The following is a 19,975-nucleotide window of genomic DNA, read 5'->3' as shown; positions in this document are numbered from 1 at the left end:
AGAGGTTAATTAAAACTTACCTAAATCTACGTGAGACATCGCTTTACTAGTAGTCCAAGTATATTGCGTAGTTAAAGAAAGTGGTTTATCAACACATGTGTTAGACGTCCACTTTATCTTGCCAAATCCAGGAATTTGAGTACCTGCTGTAGGTAAATAAACATCGCCTTGAGAATTCGCAGGTAACAGTGCAGTGCCTTTGACAGGATCGTTTGTCCCATTAAATTTTAACCGAGGTACGTGAGCGCCCGCGAACTTATTACCATTACTATCAAACAACTCCATGGTGACATTCACATCGACATCAGAGTGGTTACTCACAAAGAATATAGTATGTCTTTCTGTACCAGCATAAAAATGAGGAATGTCTAACTCGCCCGAATAGTTGCCATCTGGTAGTGCTTGAAGAATAAGTTGGCTACTTTGATCGACACCGTTAACATATAAAGACACAGGTGTGTCGGTCTTAAAAATATCAATAATGTTTTCGCCAGCTCTTGCGATGTAACGTCCAGACTTAGCTAAATCGTCCAGCGTTCCAAACCCACCGACTTCAGCGTGAATGTTATTGTTAAATTGCCAGCCCATATAGTTTGGCCATACATCTTTTCCTTTGGTTGTGGCATTTATCGTTCTAGTCAGTGTTCTATCACCTACTTTTAGTTCTAATACATCACCTTCGGCTAGATCATAGCCTGCAACTGCATAACGTTGTTTAATTTTACAATTGTTATCCAATGCGAGAGCGAATGTGGGTAAACTGCTGATAACCGCGACAGATAAGAAGAGATTTTTCATATTTTTCCTTTGTACTCTTTTCATTTAAGAATAACTAAACATAAGTGTTATTTTTCTAACTGATTAAAAACTACAACACTTTAAGTAACTATAAACGGGCCAGAGGGGTTGTTAAAGCTATTTTAGACTGCGCAGACGGATATCGATAAGTGGTGTCGCTTTTTAGGGAAGCGGAGATAGGAACTGAAGCAGGCTCTTAACCAACCCCCGTTGTGGCACATTATTTGGCCATACGGCATATAACGGAATATCTTCTACTTGCCACTTTGGAAATAGCTGCACCATTTTTTGCTGTTCAATATAGCCTTTTACTAGGTAATCCGGTGGTGTTGCCACACCAAGCCCTAGCATACATAGCTCTGTCATGGCCTCGATGCTATTGACGGTAATATTGCTTTGGTACCTAATCTGGAGAGTTTCACCTCGTTCGTTAAATACATTGCGGCTATGAGGCAGCATGGCGAGGCTTATCCAATTCCAATCTGCAAGATCGTGAATATGTTTTGGAGCGGCTTTTGCCTCAAAGTAAGCGCTTGAACATACCATAAGGCGTTTTATCTCGCCCAAGCGTCGTGACTTTAGGTTGCTACTAGGCATATCGCCCGCGCGCACGGCTAAGTCTATCCCTTCACAAATAAGATCACTGCGTTCATCTTTGTACTGAACATTAAGCGTCACTTTGGGAAACTGCTTACTAAATTGCGCCAAATACCGTGTGATGGGCGCCTTTATTAATGCAGTTGGCAAGCTAATGGTCAGCTTACCTTTAAGCTGTTGGTGATTTTGATTAATTTCGCTCAAACCAGTTTGTGCCGCAGCTAACATAGCTTGTGCATGCTGATAGAGCTTTTCGCCTTCGTGAGTGAGAGACAGCCTTCTGGTTGAGCGATACAAAAGTGCCACACCTAAGCGTTTTTCTATGCCACTTACTTGATAGCTGACCACAGAAGGAGAGAGCTGCAGCGACTGAGCCGCTGCTCGAAATGAGCCTTGCTTGACGGTTTCGGCAAAAATAGCCAGTGCTCTCAATTCATCTATCATAGCCATAGCTTAATAGTTAAGGTTTTTAGAATAGTGATTTCTAATTGTGCTATCTAGTTTAATTAAAGTCCAGCAGCATACTATATCTAATGTTAGTGATAGGAGTATGGTGTGTCAGTTATATTTGCTATGGGCTTGTTTGCCTTATCTATGTCTATTTCGCCGGGTCCAGTGAACTTAATAGCGCTCGCTGCGGGAGCCAATCAAGGCACCAAAAAGGCGATGCCATTTGTGTCAGGGGCGACCATAGGGTTTACTTTGCTGCTGTATTTACTGGGCTTGAGTTTCTACCAGCTGATAGCTCAATATAGTACTTTGTTAAACGTTTTAGGGGTATTTGGTAGCGCATTTATTTTTTATATGGGTTATCAATTAATGATGAGTCGTTCCCAGTTAAAAATAGTGAACGGGTTGCAGCCTCGTTTTACACAGGGATTTTTATTGCAATGGTTGAACCCTAAAGCTTGGGGAGCTTGTATCGCTGGGATCTCTGCATTTAATTTGTCACAGTCTCATCAACAGCTGTTACAGTTTGTATCTATCTATTTTGTTGTTTGTTACCTGTCTATCGCCGCTTGGGCGGTATTTGGCGATAAGCTCAGCTGCTTTTTAAATGACCCACAACGACTAAAGTTCTTTAATGTCATGATGGGAGGCTGTTTGATTTTAATTGCCTTATACCTAGTTACTCAACAGCTTTTAAGTGTTCTTGCTTAAGTTGCTATTGCTAAAAAAAGCAGCCATTGGCTGCTTTTGTTTTGGTTATATCTAAGGGAGATATGTCAGATCAATTGTTACATTTTTTACCTTTGCAAGGTTTATCTGGGCCGCCGCTATTGGTGTCGGTAACACTTACAGTGACCCAACTTGTCCATTCGGAGCTGGCAACTTCATTGTTTGTGCGTACTCGATAGCGGAAAGCACCAGTACCACTGTTGTCAATGTAGTCAATACTATCAACACCCAATAGCGCAACAGTTTGACTTGCCTGCCAACGGCCATTTTTATGTTGAGACTCTCTTTGTACTTCAAATGTCAGCTCATTGGTGCTGTTATCTTGCCAGCTTAACAAGGCTGTACCGTTTTGTCCGTCAACAGCGATTAAGTTACTTGGTGTGGCAGGTGGCTCAGCTTTTGGCTGAGTAGCGAGAGTTGTTGCACAGACACTTTGAGAAGCAAGCGTAGTATTACTGCTGGTGTCTTTAGCTTGAACGCTAAAGCAATATTCAGTTTGAGGCGCTAGACCGCCAGCTGTGTAATTAACATCGTTTTGCCATCCGCTGCTCGCACATTGAGTTGAGTTTTGAGTACAACTGAATAAGTAGCTAACCATGGTGCCACTGTCATCTGTTGCCACAACGGATTGCATTGTAATTTCAGTATCATTCAATGCAGTTGGTACTTGAGCAAAGCCCATAGGGCTAGGATCTGGTGGTGTTGTATCGGGTGTTGAGGGAACAATATTACCTTGCAAGTAAAAGTGCCCTTGGCTTGCATAGTCACTGGCATAAGGCCCTGCTGCGCCAAATACTTCAATGGTGTGAACTCCCTCTGCAAGGTCGATTAAAATGCTAGCACTGGTTTCATTGTTACTATTGCTGGTGGCAATAAGCGCGCCTGTGCTGTCATATAACCTCATGCCAATGTCTAAATTGGCGCCTCGTCTGGTGCTGCGTGTGAAAGCATCCCAGGCTGGTGTGGCGTAAAACTCTGCGGGACCAGCGCCTGCGCTAAATTGAAACCAGTCGCTATCACCGACTTGAATGCTACCTTTGTTTTCTCCAATGATACTGTCAGGGTCAATTTCTCGATTGGTTGTTGAAAAGTGTCCAGTGCTATCCACGTATAGCGCGACAGGAGTTGTCGCTTGTCCATGTGTATCCGCTGAACCGCCAAGCTTATCGTTGATAATGGCAATATCATCTTGAGTCTGGCTAGCATCTGGATATTCGCCTTTGCTCCACTGAGTGACATTTTTGTAGTAACCAACTCCCATAATAGGTGCCCAGCTACTTGGTTCGCTATCACTGCCTAGACCTGTGTAATAACTTTGTGTTGAAGTGCCATCATGGCTTAAGCCAAGGTTGTGACCAAGTTCGTGAGATCCCGCCTCTGCCATATACGGTGCAAAACCGTTGCCTAGTCGGTTGTAGTACACAAATGCAGGTTGATAGTACGTGTAGTTGCTGCGGCCCCAAACGTTTACATATGCGACACCTCCAGCTCCTTGATGCGGCATAGCCCCACCAGAGGTGTCTACATCTTTGGTAAATAAAACCCAGCCAGTGTGTTCGTTGAATTCACTAGGGGCTTCAGTGGTCACATCGATATCAAACGCGGCAAAGTCATCTGCCATACGATTCCAAATTTCATGGATCCGTGCTCGCTCGGTATCATTAAAAGTAGTTGGGTCGCCATCTAAATCATAAGGAATCGCGCTGTAGCTTGCGCCGCCGCTCCATGCTTTACCGCTGATTTGTCCACCATCAAAATCTAAGAATACGGTATTAGCTGCGCTTGGATTACTGTGTAATTTGAATACGTCAACCACAGGTAAAGTGTATTGCTCATCACTGATAACGGCTTGCTCTGTGAGGCCTTCTTCTATGTAAAACAGTTCACCACTGTTATCCGCCTCCATCAGTAACATATCAAGGGCAGGGATCCCCAACGTTTGTAGTTGCACGAGTACTTTTTGTTGTGCATGTGGAGGAAGGTTCTTAAGACTTGTTTTGAGTTTACTCTCTGGTAAGTATTCAATTGCTTGAGTTGGCAGTGCTGCCTTTGTTGCAACATTAGGTGCGGCGTGAGCCGCAGAACTGAAAGCAAAACTAATACAACCATACAAGATGGCTAGTTTGCCTTTTGTTAATAACTTCATGTATTTTGCTCCAAATATAAACAACTTGGTCATTTGGAACGGAAAGATAGGCAGCACAATAGCTTGGCTGCGCTAGCAATCCCGCTATCATAGGGCTTTATGCCCCTTAGACCGGTGACTTTGCGCCCCATCCTTTCGAATGGTTTGCCCATAGCGTCGAATTTAGCCGACAACAAAACTCTAACAAATAATTGCGAAAAATAAAACAAATGATTGTCAGGTGTTTATTTTGGGTAATATTACCAACGAGAAGGTGCATAAGAGCTAGGGGTATATAGTCTAAATGGCTTGGCAGTGGCGTATGTGTCGTTAGACCTAAGCCCGTCAATACTAACATGCGAGCTTGGCTATTCGCTTATGATGAGCAGCTAGGGTGGATCAAACAGCAAGTTATCGCAAAACTACAATAAGCTAGTCCACATCGCTGGCAGGCAAGAAATAGTCAGCTATATTTTACTCAGTCACAGGGGAACAATCGCAGATATGTCATGTTCGTATTGAGGCTGATCACAGTGAGTCTGAGTGTTTCTCAATTGGACAAAGTCGGTTTCGTTTGAGCTTTGATATTAATCCTATCACCCAACAACTCGCATTAGTTGAATCGCTCAGTACGTAAAGTGACATTGTAAGGATAAATTTTTGAACATAAAAAGTTAATGTAATTACACTAGAACCACAAATAGGAACGTGTATAATTCGCGTCTCTGTGAGCTTGGGCTCTAGGAACAGTGATGTTAATAGCAGAAGGAAAGAGAATGAACACGGATGATATAGACAAGCATATTGCACTTATGCAAAGTAGTAAAATTCAGCGCTTAGAGCATGAATTTGAAAAGTTAAGACCCAGTGGTACAGCGCAGTTTTTTCGTGCGATTTTTGGCATATTCATATTGTTAGGGATCATTACTCTTTTTCCACAGATCTTAGCTCAGCCAATTTCTTACTTATTATTGTTTTTGATATTTTTGGTGGCGTTTGGCACTTACTATGAAAGCCATCGAGTAAACAAGCGTTTGGACACCTTATATCATTTACTTAAAAACCCCTGATTGACACTAACATTAGATAAACCATAACGCTGCGCTAGCTCCCTCTGTATTGATTGTGTAGCATAGCGCTTTTGTTACTTGATTCAGCTGTGTATGTTTTATCTTTGTATCACTACCCTTGTGTGGGCATTTTCATTTAGTTTAATAGGTGTTTACTTGGCAGGCCAAGTTGATCCTTGGTTTAGTGTGCTCACACGTATTGCTTTAGCCGTATGTGTATTTTTACCCTTTCTTAAAATACCTGATAATAATACGCGATTAGTAGGTAAACTTATGCTCATTGGTGCCATTCAGTTGGGGGCAATGTATGGCTTTTATTATCACTCATTTTTATATTTGAGTGTGCCAGAGGTTTTGCTGTTTACAGTAATGACGCCGTTGTATATCACTTTACTAAACGATTTGCTGAATAGGCATGTTAACGGTAAATTTTTTGCCGCTGCACTTGTGGCGGTAGTAGGTGCTATTACAATTCGTTATGAAGGCGTTGATGGTCAATTCATTTTCGGCATGTTGCTAGTACAAGGCGCTAACTTATGTTTTGCGACAGGGCAGGTGGCCTATAAGCGCTTGATGCGAGATAACTTACTTAATCAACATAGCGTATTTGGTTGGTTTTTCATTGGTGCTTTGGTTGTTGCGCTAATTTGCTTTGTACTGTTTGGCAACACTGAACGTTTGCCTACAACGGGGACACAGTGGGGGATATTAGTGTACTTAGGTATTATTGCTTCAGGATTTGGCTATTTTGCATGGAATAAAGGCGCAACTTACGTTGATGTGGGCTCTTTGGCGGTGATGAATAATATGCTCATTCCTGCTGGTATTGTCGTGAATGTGGTTATTTGGAACCGCGATGCAGATATTTTTCGACTTAGTATTGGCGGTTTAATCATCATGCTAGCGTTGTGGCTAAATCAACAACTTAAACCTCGACCTTAGCGATGACTTTGCTTGATTCACAACAAAGGCGAATTTACGCAATCATAGCTCGCTATGGGTGCATAAACCCGCCTTGTTGTTCTTAAAATTGGTAGGCTAGATGAAGCAAAAATGAATGCTTCTTTTTAAAGTTGTTCGTTATTCTATCTTTTATCCACAGCTTAGAATCTAGCCACAGTCAACAGTATCACCTGATTTATCGTAGCAAATCTGGTTTTGCTGAATAAGGTACTTACATTTATAGGAAAAGTTATCTTCCATACAGTTAGTGTAAGTGCCATAAATTCCAGAGCCAATGTGGATGGTCACTTTCCACTCATGATATGAATATGGCGTTGTTGTCTGATCGTCTAACCAGCGGTTAAAAACGACGCTTGATACGATGTCAAACAACGCATATGGACGAGAGCCAAAACTACGCCAGCCTTTATCATAGCCATTATGTGGGCTTGAAAGCTCAACAACACTATTTGCGGCATCATAATAGGGGTTATCGTAGTTGCTTTTTTTATCTACTTTTGAAAGCAAACCTTGGTAATCTTTAACCCATGTAACATTTTCACAACTGTTTAAAAACACCATGCCTTTGTCGTCCCCTTTACCGCAGGTGCCTTGTGGCGCTGAGTCGGCGCTCCAGATATAGTCGCCGTTTTTACCACCATCTATTTTGGCATCATATTGAGTGGAGGAGGTAATGATAACATCGTTACCGCTGCCGCCTTCTTGATCAGAATCTTCGCCATAAACAAACATGAGATCGTCACCACCATTGCCCCAAGCTTTGTGCCACTTGATGCTATTTACGCTGGCGTCACCTGCTTCTAGTAGCGCATCATCACCGTCACCCCCATAAAGCCTGTCCTCTCGGCCACCGTTGCCGGTAAGGTAATCATTGCCGTCTTCGCCGTATAGTTTGTCATTCCCTTCGCCGCCGCTGAGTACATCGTGGCCATTACCACCATATAAAGTATCGCCCCCATCATTGTTGCTGTTGCAACTGCTTAGCTGGTAAATGTAACTGTTACCCGCATTAGATAAACGACACCCACCGCCCAAATAATCGTTGTCATTACCACCAAAGAGTATGTCGGTGCCTTGGCCACCCATCAGGAGATCGCCACCGTTTTCACCGAATAGCGTGTCATTGTTACCATCGCCAAAGAGTTTATCGTGATCATCGCCGCCTTTGAGAATGTCATCCCCATTGCCACCGCTGAGTATATCTTTGCCACTTTCGCCATGTAGCTGGTCATTACCGCCTTGACCTGACAGGGTGTCATCACCCGCCCCACCATACAATAGGTCGTTTTTGCTTCCAGAGTTAATGTTGTCATTACCTGCATCACCATAGATCTGTTGCGTTAATGACACTTGGCTACCGTCATAGTTATCATTGCCGTTACCTAAAGTGGCTTTGATATTGCTAAGTTGGCTAAGCTGAAATAAATCGCAGCTTGAACTGTTTCCTTGTTTTCGGGTAACCGTTAAATCATCACCAGAACTTGTTAATGTGAACGTTTCACTGGCACTTGAGCCTTTGATGAGTAATGTGGTGCCACTGATATAGGCCGATGCGCCATCGCCAATACCGCCACACGATGCCATAACATAATTAGATGCGCCAAGTGACAGGGCAAGACATAGAGAGTTTAATTTAAACGCCATTGTTTGATCCTTAAAATCATTTTTTGATTGTTGGGTACCGCAAATTTTTATGGCGCTAACATAAAGGTGAAAATTGCAAGAAATGTGGAGTATGAAAAGAACAATTAAAAAAAATTGAGTGAAATACAGCTAAAAGGAGCGTATTGGACCTTTGTCCCATACGCTCCAAAGACTAAGGTTTATCTGTCTAAGTTCATCACTTTAGTCCATGCTTTTACAAAATCATCAACAAACTTTTGTTTTGATGTATCAAAAGCATACACTTGTGCAACTGCACGCAGCTCTGAGTTCGAACCAAAAATTAAATCTACAGAGGTTGCCGTCCATTTTGGTTCACCCGTTTTGCGGTCAAAACCTTGGTATACACCGTCTTCTGACGACTTTCTCCAAAATGTTGACATATCAAGCAAGTTTACAAAAAAGTCATTGTTGAGTGTGCCAGGGTTGTCAGTGAACACACCATGCTTTACTCCTTTATAATTGGCATCGAGTACACGCATACCGCCAATCAGTACTGTCATTTCTGGTACACTCAAATCAAGTAAGTCAGCTTTATCTACCAACATCTCGGCAGGTGACTTATAGCTGTTTTGAACATCAAAGTAGTTTCTAAATGCATCGGCATGAAGCTCAAGTAGACTAAACGCGTTGACATCAGTTTGCTGCTGCGTAGCATCACCGCGCCCCGGTACAAATGGTACCGACACCGAGTAGCCAGCATCCGCCGCCGCTTTTTCGATTGCTGCACTGGCACTTAAAACAATCAAGTCGGCTAAAGAAATATGACTGTTGTTAAAAAAGCCGCTATTGAAGTCTTGCTGAATTTTGCTCAAAGTGCTGAGTACTTTAGCGGTTTCTTCAGGGTTATTGATGGCCCAATCTTTTTGTGGAGCGAGCGCAATACGCGCACCATTTACGCCTCCACGCATATCTGAGCCACGATAACTTGCTGCGGCTCCCCAAGCTACGCGAACTAATTCTGACACCGTTAGATCAGAGTTTAAAATTCGTTTTTTGAGGGTGTTGATATCGTCGCTATCGACTTTAGAAGCTGTTTTCTCGTCGATAGGGTCTTGCCATATTAGCGTTTCAGCGGGGACTTCTTTGCCTAAAAAGTTGCGCGCAGGACCCATATCTCTGTGGGTCAATTTGTACCATGCTTTGGCAAATGCTAAGCGATACTCTTCAGGGTTAGCTAAAAAACGTTCGGCAATTTTGCGATATTCAGGGTCGTATTTGAGTGCCAGATCAGCTGTCGTCATCACAGGAGCATGGAACTTACCGTCAACATGGGCATCAGGTACGGCATTTTTGAGTGATTCATCGGTGGGGATCCATTGAATAGCACCTGCAGGGCTTCTTGTTTGTTGCCATTCAAAGTTTAGTAGGTTACTTAAATATAAAGAGGTCCATTGGGTGGGAGCTTGTGTCCAAGCGCCTTCTAAACCACTCGTGACGGTATCTTCAGAGTGACCTTTACCACATTTATTTTTCCAGCCAAAGCCTTGTTCTTCAACCGGCGCTGCGCCTGGCTCTTTGCCAACACAGTCGGATGGTTTGTGCGCGCCATGCATTTTACCAAAGGTGTGGCCACCTGCTATTAAGGCGAGTGTTTCTTCATCATTCATGGCCATACGCGAAAAAGCGACACGAATGTTTTTAGCTGAGCCTAACGGGTCAGGTTTTCCTTTGGGACCTTCTGGGTTTACATATATAAGGCCCATATGAGTGGCACCTAATGGGCGTTGCAGTTTACCATTTTTATCTTCTCGATCGCTTGCTAGCATTTCAACTTCGGGTCCCCAGTAGACCATATCAGGTTCCCAATCGTCGGCACGACCACCTGCAAAGCCATAAGTCTTAAAGCCCATGTTTTCTAATGCAACATTACCCGCTAGTACCATTAAATCTGCCCATGACAATGCTTCGCCATATTTTTTCTTTACAGGCCAAAGTAAACGACGCGCTTTGTCTAAATTACCGTTATCAGGCCAGCTATTGAGTGGGTCAAAACGTTGCTGTCCACCGTCTGCACCACCGCGACCATCAAGGGTTCGATAGGTGCCAGCACTGTGCCAAGTCATACGAATGAAAAAAGGGCCATAGTTGCCGTAGTCAGCAGGCCACCAATCTTGCGATTGGGTCAGTAATGCATCGATATCTTGTTTTACTTTATCTAAATTAAGCGTATTGAACGCCTTGGCGTAATTAAATTCTGCACCATAAGGGTTGGAGCGCGAGTCATGATCTCTAAGAGGGGCTAAGTTTAGTTGCTCCGGCCACCAGAAGCTATTGGGTTTGGCATCCCCAAAATGAGCCTTTCCACTACCGATAGCCCCTTTGGGTTTACTGATCTGAGCGTGTTCGTGGTTATGTGCAAATGCAGAACTAGAGATAAGTAATAGGCTAATGGTACTTGCTAAAGTACGCTTACCGAATAGTCGCTTTGTCATCGTCGTTTCCTTTTTCAGGCATCTTCTCCAGCGCATGGTTGGAGAGAAATAAAATTAGGGCACCCTGAATAGTAATAATTCACAGTGCAATGGTTCAGACGAGCTCGTGCTTGCTCGTCCATGTTAAGCAGTTGGAAAGAGTATAGGAGAGTGTTTAATTATTGTTAGCGAATAAAAGCGATTGCTTTCATCGGAAAACTTGATGTTAAGTTACCGTTTTTTATGACAAAGCAGCAGATACAAAGCATAAACGCTGTGCATCTGCTGCCGAAGACGCAACTACAGGTTGTTTTTGAGTGACGCAGGAATACCCGCGTGTGATAAGGTTAATTCTGGTTGTACAGGCGTCATTTGCGCAATGCCACTGGGGCGAGTGAGCAAAAAGCGAGGTGAAATCATTTGCAACTGACTATGGTTCAATGTCATAAACTGAATGCCACCACTTTGGGTGCTGCGCCCACCTGTTGGTGATCCGATAAGTTTCGCAAAATCATAACCTTGGACGGTGTTGGCAAATACGATAGCTGATGAATAAGTGCCCGTTCCAATTAGCAATGAGGTTTTACCGTGGTAAAAATTAGACAGTTCGGGCTCTGGTTGAATTAAACGAGTATTTTCACCTTGTTCTATATCGCCAACTATTTGCCCTGGATCTCGATATTTCAACAGTATTTTTGAACGATAAGTTGAAAAATGTCTGTAAGGTTTATCAGCAATGTAGCGCAAAATACCGGCCATCCACATGTCATCATTACCACCACCATTATTACGAATGTCGATGATTAAATGATTCACTTTGTTATCTTTGATTGCGCTAAAGGTGTTATCCATATAAGTAAGAAACTGTTTGAAATCATCCCACGCGAATGTATTTACAGTAAGTAAAGCCGTTGTATTGCTGTAGCTAATGTTAAAAGCATCTGCAAATGATTGTTGAGCAAGACTGCTAGGAATGGCGGATTTTGCTTTAACGGTTATGTTATGAATTTTATTATTGTGTTCTAGTTCTATAGAAAATGTTTCTTGAGAACCAAAGGTCATATAAAACAGTCGATTAAACTGGCTCTGTAAAACGTTTTCACGAAACGCTAAAGTATCACCATGGGTGTTGGTGAGAAGTTTGTTTAAAATAACGGTGGCACTTTTACCATTCACTGAGACTATCTTAGCTCCCTTGTACTGACTGTTTTGCTCTGCCAAATCACAGTTAACAATCATGTGACCGTCTAATATTTTTACTTCAAAGGGAAAAAATGCGACGCCTTCACTTATCCACTGACGCCATTGAGAGGAGGAACCATGTCCTACTTTTAGGTGGCCGTCGGCGAGCATTGAATTGAGTGGTGCCATTTTTTGCCATAACTGCATTGCGTTTAGGGGAGCATTTATGGACGCTTTGATTTGTGCAACAGTGTCATAAAATTCATCGACATTTTTGACACTATGAGACAAATCTGGATGGGTTTGATGTAACCAGTTAAACCATTGGTCAATATCTTCCAAAGCCTGAGCAACAGAGAGGTGATGCTGAAATGGTTTTACAGAAGCGCCAGATGCCGCAGCGTTAGTGGCAAAGATAAGCATGACGATGCTTGCAAATATTAAGCGTAAGCCGCTAATTAGAGGGCGCATTAAGTTTTCCTTGTTTGTTTTATTCATTAAGACGCGCCACAGTGGCAAAAGGTTTAAAATAACGTAACTGCGATAATTTACAGGTGGCTAACTAATTGACTAAAAATACCGACTTTAATGGCTCTTTTATAAAATGAAAAACTCAGATAAAGGAGTTTAACTGTGTGCAACACCGAGGTTAACCGCAATATGTGAGCTTGAAAGCAGGCTGCCTATGCTCACTTCGCAGCGATATTTATATACAAGTTGTTTGGCAACGCGTGCTACCATTTTTGGTATATTGCCATCATCTAAAATGATCAGCTTGAGTTTTGCCAGTGCACCAATATTAATGTCTGTTTTTGTTTCCATCATGGGCTATTAATTTTATCTGTTTAATCAGCTTTTTTTAGCGTCGCCGCTGTTTTTAGTTTTTAATTTCGAACTTTATTTACACATAAGGTATTGCTTTTATTTATATATTTTCGGTAAAAAAATTCAAATATTTAACTTGAACTTTTGCCAGCAGACCATATCAAAGAAAGGATTTCGTTACATACTTTATTGCAGGGGATGGTCCCGTAAACAATGGAGATAAGAGCAATGTATATTTCGAATACCTTCCAATTTTCGACCAAGAAAAGAATCCAAAAACAGCTGAACAAACCTCATTCTGATTAATATCAATGGAGTACTACTACCATGCTTAGTGTGAATCACTTAACTCGCAGCTATGGCAGTTTTACTGCGGTAGATGATGTGAGTTTTACAATAAAACAAGGTGAAATTATTGGCCTTTTGGGGCACAACGGTGCGGGTAAAACCACCATTATGAAAATGCTCAGTGGTTACCTTGAGTTGGATTCAGGTAATGTGTCTTTGGATGGGGTTTCATTACAAGATGATGCCAAACAGCTACAGCGCCAACTAGGCTATTTGCCTGAGAGCTTACCAGTCTACCCTGATATGAGTGTTGCTGAGTATTTAGATTACGCCGCCAAGCTCAAAGGTCTTGAAGGTAACGAAAAGCGCAGTGAAGTAAAACGGGCAATTAAGGCAACCGATATTAGCGCAAAGTTGCTGGCACCAATCCATACTTTATCACGAGGTTATAAACAGCGCGTTGGGGTTGCACAAGCTATTTTAGGCAAACCTAAGTTACTGATTTTAGACGAGCCAACCAATGGGCTTGATCCTGAACAAACGCAGCACATGCGTAAGCTTATAAAAGACATTGCAAAGCATGCCACAGTCATTTTATCTACCCATATCATGCAAGAAGTTAATGCGATTTGTGACCGAGTGCTTATCTTAAAATCAGGAAAACTGGTGCTTGATGAAAAGCTAGAGGCTTTAAATAATACCGAGCATCTATTGGTTGAAAGTAATTGTGATGATGCCTCGTTGTTTTTGCGTCTTGACGGGGTTAAAACAGCCAATCAAATCGCGAAGCATCGTTGGCAAGTTTACCTTGAACACGCAATTGATATAAAAACGGTGGCCAGCAGCATAAGCCAAACCCTAATAAAAAATAACTATGCGCTTTATGCATTACATAATGAAAAACGCGATTTAGAAACCTTGTTTAATGATATTAACAACAATGGGTTATCGAGTACGAAAGGAGGTGCTCATGCAGCCTGATAACACGTCATCAGCTATTTTTACGGTGGCAAAAAAAGAACTTTCTTGGTTTTTTTCCTCACCCATCGCATATTTATTTATAGGTGTGTTTGCCGCCGTCACCCTGTTTATCTTTTTTTGGGCTGAGGCCTTTTTCGCCCGCAATATCGCCGATATTCGCCCCATGTTTGAGTGGATGCCGGTACTACTTATTTTCTTATGTTCCACCATTACTATGCGCTTATGGAGCGAAGAGCGTCGCACTGGCACCATAGAGTACGTACATACATTGAGTGTACCTTTGTGGCACTTTGTGGTGGGTAAGTTTTTAGGGTGCTTTGCACTTTTATCAGTGTCTTTACTCATCACATTACCACTGCCTATCACTGTAAGTCTCTTGGGGGAGCTTGATTGGGGACCTGTATTGTCAGGTTACCTTGCAGTACTTTTACTGGGTAGCGCTTATATGGCTATCGGGCTTGCGGTTTCTGCACGTAGTGATAATCAAATTGTGAGCTTGTTAGTTGCTTGTGCTGTATGCGGTGGTTTCTATTTTATTGGCACAACAGCCATTACCGACTTTTTCTCTCACAGTAATGCAGAGCTTTTGCGTCAGCTTGGTACTGGGTCACGTTTTGAAGATATAACGCGAGGGGTAATTGACGTAAGAGACCTTTATTATTACATCTCCCTGTGTGTGGCCTTTTTGGTGCTGAACACCTATTTTCTTGAACAAGAGCGTTGGGTTCTAAATAAGCGCACCGTGCATCATAAACGCTGGCAAGCACTGAGCGTATTATTGGCAATCAATGTATTGGCAGCCAATTTATGGTTGGGACAGTTACCTAAGTTACGACTAGATACTACACAAGGTAAGCAGTATTCCATTTCAGATGCCACACAGATGTACTTAGCGCAATTGCAGGAGCCTTTGCTGATCCGCGGTTATTTCAGTGATAAAACTCATCCATTACTTGCTCCTTTGGTACCACAATTAACTGATTTACTTGAAGAGTATCAAGTCGTAGCAGATGGACGAGTGCGAGTTGAAATCATCGACCCGCAACAACACCCTGACCTTGAAGCGCAAGCTAATCAACAATTTGGAATAAAACCTGTATCGTTCCAAGTGGCTGATAGATATCAAGCATCCGTGGTTAGTTCATACTTTAATGTGGTGGTGCAGTATGGTGATGAACACCAAGTGCTCGGTTTTAGAGACTTGATTGAAGTGAACGCACGGGCCGAATCTGACGTTGACGTGTTATTGCGCAATCCAGAGCATGATATCACTCAGGCAATTAAAGCCGTACTGCAAGATTACCAAAGCGCCGGTAATCTATTTGATACCGTGCAGCAACCGCTTACCTTTACGGGTTATATCTCTAGTGATGAAAAGCTCCCAGAGCAATTGCTTACCTTTAAACAGGCGCTTAACGAACAACTGCAACAGGTGCAAGCGAAAGCAAATGGAAAGTTTTCAATTAATATGGTTGAGCCTGAAGCCAATGGCGCATTGGTGGCACAGCGAATTGCACAAGAGTATGGCTTTGAGCCAATGAGTACGAGCTTGTTCGCAAATGAATCGTTTTATTTTTATTTAACGCTTTCTGGTGGTGAGCAAGTAGTACAAATACCTCTTGAAGATATGGAAGCATCAAGTTTTGAGCGTAATCTTAATGCGGCTATTAAACGCTTTGCTAAAGGCTTTACAAAAAATGTGGCTTTGGTTACCCCCAGTAAACCGGGAGCTTATGGTATGCCACAAGCGCAGTTTAGAAACCTCGAACAGATGTTAGGTGCTGAGCTTAATGTACACAAAGAAGATCTAACGGATGGGCAAGTCTCCGGTGAGGCTGACATCTTGATGCTGATGGCGCCCGAATCATTAGATGATAAACAACTGTTTGCAGTAGATCAGTTTTTAATGAAAGGCGGTACTGTAGTGGCTGCAACTTCGCCGTACAGTGTGGATTTAAGTCGTGGCAGCTTGGCAATGCAAAATCATCAAAGTGGCCTAAATGACTGGTTAGCACATCATGGTTTGACAATTGAAGACCGCTTAGTCATGGACCCAAGCAACGCGGCATTCCCAATTCCGGTAACACGTAATGTGGGCGGGTTCCAATTACAAGAAATGCGCATGCTAGATTATCCATACTTTGTGGATGTCAGAGAAGGCCTTAACAAGGATAACCTGATCACGTCACAGCTACCACAGCTTACTATGGCTTGGGCGTCACCTATTTCTCTGGATAAAGAACGCGCTGATATCGCCTACACACCGTTGATTGAAAGCTCCGAAAGTGCATGGACGTCATCGTCTCTCGATATCATGCCAAAGCTCAATGCACAAGGTGAAGCGAGCTATTTATCAGAAGGTGATACCAGCAAACATCTACTTGGCGTAGTAGCACAAGGCAAGTTCAGCTCTTACTTTGTAAACAAGGAAAACCCGCTGTTGGTAAAACAACACACACAGCAAAGTGCTGATCAAGAGGCTGAATCGGTATCAGAGTCACAAACGCAAGAAGCGCAAACACTTGATGTCTCTAGTGTAATCAAACACTCCAGTGACAGTGCTCGCATTATTTTGTTTAGCTCCAATGACTTTTTACAAGATCAAGTGTTGCAGCTCACCGGCGGCGTATCACAAAGTGACTATTTAAATGGCTTACAACTGATGGTGAATGCGGTGGATTGGGCACTTGAAGATACGGCTTTAATGAGTATTCGCTCACGCGGGAACTTTAATCGTACTTTGGCACCATTGGATCAAAGTGAGCAGCAAGTATGGGAGTATGGCAACTATGCTTTTGCACTGTTGATGCTATTGGCAATGGCTTTGTGGGCACAAGCACAGCGCAAGCGCAAACAACAGCAGTACCTTGCTTGGATAGCACAATAGGAGAGTAAGTTATGAGTAAATACTTAAATAGTTTATTTGCGCTACTGGCACTGCAACTGACGGTAGCGGGGTGGTTATATTTCAAAGATGCTCAGCAAGGTGAATTTGTCACGACGCCAATTCTGGCTGTTGATTCGCAGCGCATTACAGAGGTTGAAATTAGCGAAGGTGATAAGCAGCTTGTGTTAAGTAAACAAGAAGGTGAGTGGCATTTAAGTGATTACCCGCAATTAGCGCTAAATGCATCGAACGTGGACAGTGTGATCAATCAACTTAGTGCACTAAAAGCAGTGTGGCCTGTCGCCGACTCTAAGGCGAGTCATACACGCTTTAATGTGGCTGATGATAACTTTGCCAAGCAAGTAACCTACACCCTAAGTGATGGAACCAAGCATACGCTACTACTAGGTAAATCACCGAGTTTTAAAAAGCTGTATGTACGTAATAGTGAGCAAGATAACGTGTACAGTGTTGAGTTTAGTGCTTATCAAGTGAGCGCTGATGAAAATACTTGGCTGGATAAATCATTGCTTGCCGTGAGCGACATAACGCGCATTGAACACAATACCTTAGTGTTAGAAAAACAAGAGGAAAAATGGCAGTTAGCGACGACAATTACACCGCAAAATAGAGAACAGGAAATTGACTCGCAAAAAGTTCAAAACGTTGCCAATACCATCTCAGGGCTTAGGGTTATAGCGATATCACAAGCCCAGCTTGAACAAAGCGAGCAGCTCAGTGTGTTAGGCAACAATGACAAACAATACCAGTTTGCCTTTGCGGAGCAAAATGACAAGCATTTTGTTAAGCGTGGTGATATGCCCTATTGGTTCGAAGTGTCAAAAGCAAGTTATGATACTTTAGCCAATGTGCAGTTAGATACGCTGACCTCAGGTGCCGAAAAAGGTGAGGTGCAATCACCTTCTCTTTCTGAATAATCCTGCTGAGTAATATAAATCTGCCAAGGCCTTAAGCCGTGCTTAAGGCCTTTTTGTATGGCGCGCTTAATTTAAGTTTTTGTCAGCCAATTTCAAAAGAGGTAACACCAAAAATGCGGTTTAATGGAAGCGCTGGGTGCTCTGGCGTATACATTCTGGCGGTTTCAAAGGATGGTTGCATATCGTAGCGTTTTGCTAAAGCGAGCGCACCTGCATTTACTTCCGGCACATCAAGGAAAATCGCGTCGCTCGCCGTCACCTTAGCGCTTAATGCTAAAAATAAAGACTCGGCCAGTTCATTACTGTCAGCAAACAAAGGCCCAATTTTAAAGCCCGTTCTACATGGGCGAATAACGCCGTAACCTGCTAGTTTACCTTGGTGCAAAATACCCAAAGCGTGGCTGTTACTTTGCGTTATCCATTGCTGTAAAAAGCATCGGCGTTCGACGGGGAAAAAGTCAGCCTCATATTGACAGACTTGCTCAAACGGTAAAGCAGACAGTGGCACAATGTTTGTGTCAGTGGGGGAGTTTGCACCGCCCTTGCCTTCATAACGAATATTGCTATAAGCCAATTTAAACCCGGATTTTTTATAGTTGTCTTGTTGGGCAAGTACGCCATCTAGGCCAACATTACAGCCCTTTAGATATTCAAGACCGGCTTGCCATAGTTGCCAACCATAGCCTTGGCCACGATACGCTGGCTTGACGATATAAAATCCTAAAAAACCAAACTCATTATTGTATTTAACCACTGAAATGGAGGCGATAGGCTCATCATCTAAATAGCCCATTAAAAAACCGCTCGGGTCCGCAGCATAGTAACAGTCGGCGTCACTGAGCCCTGGGTTCCAGCCTTCTTGCGCGGCCCATTCAACAGCCACCTCTAAATCGGCTTTGCTCATGGTTTTTATTATCAATTGCCTATTTTGCATATGCTTTCCTTTGTCCTGTTTGCTGGCTTATCACCCATACTAATATGTTGAGCGCACTTAAGATGCTTACTCATCCATTATTATGGATATCGTTTTTTCGGCAAAGTTTAATTCTGCTGCGGCTGTTTTTCCCCACCAATCGCAGTTGTTATAACAATATTCTTCGATTGCTAGCTGTGTCTCACTTGCTTCGCTGATACCCGCTAAAGGGAAAAAGCCTTTCGATGATTGCTGCGCAATGTAGACAAGGTGCCACTGTTGCTCAAGTTTTACAAACGAATAGGCAAATTTGGCGTATAGCGGGCGATTGATACTGATAATTTGCACGAAGCGATAGTGTGAGGTGTTAATTTCAATGCTTTCAAACTGTTTAGCCAGTTGTTCGAGTAAGTATTCAAACTCTAATCGCTCTTTTGCGCTGGTAATCGTAAGTGTCTCAAGCGTTAGTGGATGTACTAGGTCCGTTGAAACGTCAATATTTTGGTTTAAATTTAAATCTGTGTCGGGCAGGTATTGTGTGAGCGCTTCCTCAAGTGCAAACCCTTTTTGCAGTGTACTGACATCACATTGACAAAATGAGATGGAATGTTGAGCATCGCTGGGCCAACTTGTCATATCGTTCTTTTTACACTGTAAGGTATAGCCACTTGGTTTATGTAGGTCACTTATGGCGAGTGGATAAGCTTCGATTCCATAATTTGATGTGACATAAAGTTCGCTGGTGGGCAGCCCTGCACCTGGATCATAGGTAAAACCTTCAAAGGCGAGCTGAGGCGTTCCTTTGAGCTGACAAATACGGGTGAGTTGTGTGTCATTACCGAGCAAGTTGACTTGGTGAGGGCCATAAGTGAGTGTCAATTCATTAAACCCTTGCTCATCACCTTTTAGTGACAGGGTGTAATCATAGTTAAGAGCAGCAGATGACAACAGCAACTCTTTACTGGTGTTTTGCAAATTTCCGCTTTGAACATTGGGGTGGGTTGTTTGCGTAAATTTGGCTTTATAGTGTGTTTGTGTATCAAAACAACCTGGTAAACAAAGCACTGCGCAAAGTAAAACAGATGAAGGTTTGACGAACATAAAAAATGAACTCGTTTTTGAGGTTATTAAGTTAAACACATGCTACTACAAG

General features: G+C 42.7%; 15 protein-coding genes and 1 riboswitch. Of the genes, 6 read left to right on the top strand and 9 right to left on the bottom strand.

What is annotated here, in order from left to right; all coding sequences use genetic code 11:
- Window positions 1-9 precede the first annotated feature (9 nt).
- Window positions 10-798: a hypothetical protein gene (locus HG263_RS13090; RefSeq protein WP_171626534.1), complete on the bottom strand. Its 789-nt coding sequence runs from the start codon at window positions 796-798 to the stop codon at window positions 10-12.
- 162 nt (window positions 799-960) lie between these two features.
- On the bottom strand, window positions 961-1,839 hold the full coding sequence (locus tag HG263_RS13085) for a LysR family transcriptional regulator (protein ID WP_171626533.1): 879 nt from the start codon (window positions 1,837-1,839) through the stop codon (window positions 961-963).
- A gap of 111 nt (window positions 1,840-1,950) precedes the next feature.
- Here HG263_RS13085 and HG263_RS13080 point away from each other — a divergent pair, with 111 nt between their 5' ends.
- Window positions 1,951-2,556 (top strand): LysE family transporter, encoded by a 606-nt coding sequence (locus tag HG263_RS13080; RefSeq protein ID WP_171626532.1) that lies wholly within the window; start codon window positions 1,951-1,953, stop codon window positions 2,554-2,556.
- A gap of 70 nt (window positions 2,557-2,626) precedes the next feature.
- Here HG263_RS13080 and HG263_RS13075 read toward each other — a convergent pair whose 3' ends face one another.
- Window positions 2,627-4,720: a zinc-dependent metalloprotease family protein gene (locus tag HG263_RS13075; protein ID WP_171626531.1), complete on the bottom strand. Its 2,094-nt coding sequence runs from the start codon at window positions 4,718-4,720 to the stop codon at window positions 2,627-2,629.
- Between the two features lie 71 nt (window positions 4,721-4,791).
- Window positions 4,792-4,879, bottom strand: a riboswitch (cyclic di-GMP riboswitch).
- Window positions 4,880-5,451: 572 nt separating this feature from the next.
- On the opposite strand from HG263_RS13075, the gene HG263_RS13070 reads away from it, so the two are divergent.
- Together HG263_RS13070 and HG263_RS13065 are read left to right on the top strand one after the other, a co-directional pair.
- Window positions 5,452-5,769, top strand: coding sequence for a hypothetical protein (locus tag HG263_RS13070; RefSeq protein ID WP_171626530.1), 318 nt, complete (start codon window positions 5,452-5,454; stop codon window positions 5,767-5,769).
- Between the two features lie 93 nt (window positions 5,770-5,862).
- Window positions 5,863-6,711 (top strand): carboxylate/amino acid/amine transporter, encoded by an 849-nt coding sequence (locus tag HG263_RS13065; RefSeq protein ID WP_171626529.1) that lies wholly within the window; start codon window positions 5,863-5,865, stop codon window positions 6,709-6,711.
- A gap of 168 nt (window positions 6,712-6,879) precedes the next feature.
- On the opposite strand, the gene HG263_RS13060 is transcribed toward HG263_RS13065, so the two are convergent.
- From HG263_RS13060 to HG263_RS13045, 4 genes are all read right to left on the bottom strand, one after another.
- Window positions 6,880-8,376, bottom strand: a complete 1,497-nt coding sequence (locus tag HG263_RS13060) for a calcium-binding protein (protein ID WP_171626528.1) — start codon at window positions 8,374-8,376, stop codon at window positions 6,880-6,882.
- A 179-nt stretch (window positions 8,377-8,555) separates the two neighbouring features.
- Window positions 8,556-10,829: a catalase/peroxidase HPI gene (gene katG / locus HG263_RS13055; protein WP_171626527.1), complete on the bottom strand. Its 2,274-nt coding sequence runs from the start codon at window positions 10,827-10,829 to the stop codon at window positions 8,556-8,558.
- Window positions 10,830-11,108: 279 nt separating this feature from the next.
- Window positions 11,109-12,461 carry a S41 family peptidase gene (locus HG263_RS13050; RefSeq protein WP_171626526.1) on the bottom strand — a complete coding sequence of 451 codons (1,353 nt, stop codon included), beginning with the start codon at window positions 12,459-12,461 and terminating at the stop codon, window positions 11,109-11,111.
- A gap of 156 nt (window positions 12,462-12,617) precedes the next feature.
- Entirely contained in the window at window positions 12,618-12,815 is a 198-nt protein-coding gene (locus HG263_RS13045) for a hypothetical protein (RefSeq protein ID WP_171626525.1), read from the bottom strand.
- A 327-nt stretch (window positions 12,816-13,142) separates the two neighbouring features.
- Here HG263_RS13045 and HG263_RS13040 point away from each other — a divergent pair, with 327 nt between their 5' ends.
- Genes HG263_RS13040 through HG263_RS13030 form a run of 3 tightly spaced genes read left to right on the top strand, consistent with a single transcriptional unit; the run spans window position 13,143 to window position 17,909 of the window.
- Window positions 13,143-14,084, top strand: a complete 942-nt coding sequence (locus HG263_RS13040; protein WP_171626524.1) for an ABC transporter ATP-binding protein — start codon at window positions 13,143-13,145, stop codon at window positions 14,082-14,084.
- On the top strand, window positions 14,074-16,971 hold the full coding sequence (locus HG263_RS13035) for a Gldg family protein (RefSeq protein ID WP_171626523.1): 2,898 nt from the start codon (window positions 14,074-14,076) through the stop codon (window positions 16,969-16,971). Before HG263_RS13040 ends, HG263_RS13035 begins: the two co-directional genes overlap by 11 nt.
- Before the next feature lie 11 nt (window positions 16,972-16,982).
- Window positions 16,983-17,909, top strand: coding sequence for a DUF4340 domain-containing protein (locus tag HG263_RS13030; RefSeq protein ID WP_171626522.1), 927 nt, complete (start codon window positions 16,983-16,985; stop codon window positions 17,907-17,909).
- Window positions 17,910-17,991: 82 nt separating this feature from the next.
- On the opposite strand, the gene HG263_RS13025 is transcribed toward HG263_RS13030, so the two are convergent.
- A complete protein-coding gene (locus tag HG263_RS13025) occupies window positions 17,992-18,843 on the bottom strand; it encodes a GNAT family N-acetyltransferase (protein WP_171626521.1) in 852 nt (283 codons plus the stop codon).
- A gap of 66 nt (window positions 18,844-18,909) precedes the next feature.
- Entirely contained in the window at window positions 18,910-19,923 is a 1,014-nt protein-coding gene (locus tag HG263_RS13020; protein WP_171626520.1) for a hypothetical protein, read from the bottom strand.
- Window positions 19,924-19,975: the final 52 nt, after the last annotated feature.

Source organism: Pseudoalteromonas caenipelagi (assembly GCF_013140855.1).
GTDB lineage: Bacteria > Pseudomonadota > Gammaproteobacteria > Enterobacterales > Alteromonadaceae > Pseudoalteromonas > Pseudoalteromonas caenipelagi.
Note: the sequence above shows the minus strand (reverse complement) of the source record. Positions and strands in the feature narration are given on the sequence as shown.